3 protein-coding genes are annotated in these 1,435 nt (G+C 54.4%); 2 read left to right on the plus strand and 1 reads right to left on the minus strand.

The window, feature by feature from the left end; translation table 11 throughout:
- Positions 1-61: 61 nt before the first annotated feature.
- Together EHO01S_RS17080 and EHO01S_RS18010 are read left to right on the plus strand one after the other, a co-directional pair.
- Positions 62-286 (plus strand): hypothetical protein, encoded by a 225-nt coding sequence (locus EHO01S_RS17080; protein ID WP_024525070.1) that lies wholly within the window; start codon positions 62-64, stop codon positions 284-286.
- 139 nt (positions 287-425) lie between these two features.
- Positions 426-674, plus strand: coding sequence for a hypothetical protein (locus EHO01S_RS18010; RefSeq protein WP_051355243.1), 249 nt, complete (start codon positions 426-428; stop codon positions 672-674).
- Between the two features lie 36 nt (positions 675-710).
- Here EHO01S_RS18010 and EHO01S_RS17090 read toward each other — a convergent pair whose 3' ends face one another.
- A complete protein-coding gene (locus tag EHO01S_RS17090; protein ID WP_024525072.1) occupies positions 711-1,178 on the minus strand; it encodes a hypothetical protein in 468 nt (155 codons plus the stop codon).
- Between the last annotated feature and the right edge of the window lie 257 nt (positions 1,179-1,435).

Genomic DNA, 1,435 nt, shown 5'->3' on the forward strand with positions numbered 1-1,435 from the left:
CGGCGGGATGATCGCCGCGCTGGAGTGTGTTGTTAACGAAATGCCAAATAAGGAGTAAAGCGTGGAGCGTATTGTTTTAACCGTAGAGCAAATCAAAAACATGGCCTCGTCAGTTGGGCTGAGCGTCACCGTGCCGGGAACGCTCAACATTGAGACGCCGTACGTCATTTGTCGTGGTCAGGTGCCAGCATTTGAGTCTAGCGAGGGCGAGAAAATCCCCGCCTATAGCGGGTTGATTGCCTACAGTGAAACCCTGCCGGATAGCCCGGTAATTGAACTGGAGTGATGAAGAGGCGGCCCCGATGGGCCGCACAGGGCGAGTATCAAAATGCGCCGCGCTTGTTGGGGTTATAGGCGACGGCCATGGTCATGGGGATGCGTTCGTTTAATAGCGTTGCCCCGCATGTATTGCAGTGGAGGGTGGTATGGCTGTTCTGTGGCGTCCATGGTTGAAGTATCGATTTGATTTGCTTGTGGTAGCAATCTGCGCACCAGTAATGCGAGGGGTCAATGGCATTCTCGTTTGGCTTCATCCGAAATACTATGCTTCCAGCCGGCAGCTTGAAAAGCTCGTAGCGTTCTGCGTCATAAAGGTGGCGTTTAAGTTGTATCAGTTCTTTTTCCATCGCGTCTTTTTCGCGCGCGAGCGCATCATGGCGTACCGAGAAAAGTAAACGACCTCCATGTATGGGAGGCCGTTAACAGGTGGGTTATGCCAGAGGGGTAGACGTTAATCGCCCTAACAGGCGCGTAATCCACCCTGTTAGCGGATCAGGTTTAGCACCTGTGGCAATGGCTGCACAGTTATAGGCGAGATCACAGACGCGGCGTGACGCCGGGCTGTCATTTTGCGCGATTACTTGGAGGCGCTGGTGCAGCTCATCATCGGTTAAGGACGGTGGCATATGTAATACATCAAAGTATCTGCTGGCCTGAATAGCCGCCTGCGCGCTGCGCCCTGTCGGTCGGTAGAACAATTGCATCAGGATGAGCATGGCAAGGAAAAAGCCGCCCCACTGCATAGGGACAAGCTGCATCATCAGCAGGGCCGCAATCAGCATCTGGCTTGCGCCGATGAGATGGGCCAAATGGCGGAACAGCGTGTTATTCAGGATTTCAATGTAGTAGCAGTAATACAGCGTAAACAAGGTTTCAGATGAGGGGGTAGCCGGGGACATAGTGACTCCTTCGATACGAATTAACACCGCGCACAACGTATGCGCGATCCAGGTTCGTAGGCTGTCGTGCCTGGCTCCCGGCCAAGGTTTGCAGGCGCGGCAATCGTACCACACCCGCGCCGGGCGGTTAAACCCGGCATCCATTTTGAACGGCGGTATCTATGGCGAAAAAACACAGCAAAAAAAACCTGCTGGCCGAGTTGCAGGAGTACGTGGCCAACCTGCGCCAGACGATCGAGGCGGAGTGCCTGGGGTTC

It is taken from the genome of Edwardsiella hoshinae NBRC 105699 = ATCC 33379 (assembly GCF_000474215.1).
GTDB classification, from domain to species: Bacteria; Pseudomonadota; Gammaproteobacteria; order Enterobacterales; family Enterobacteriaceae; genus Edwardsiella; species Edwardsiella hoshinae.

Excerpts from the sequence above, each read along its gene's own strand:
- EHO01S_RS18010 (WP_051355243.1), top strand. The coding sequence starts at position 426 with ATGGCTGTTCTGTGGCGTCCATGGTTGAAGTATCGATTTGATTTGCTT.
- EHO01S_RS17090 (WP_024525072.1), bottom strand. The coding sequence starts at position 1,178 with ATGTCCCCGGCTACCCCCTCATCTGAAACCTTGTTTACGCTGTATTAC.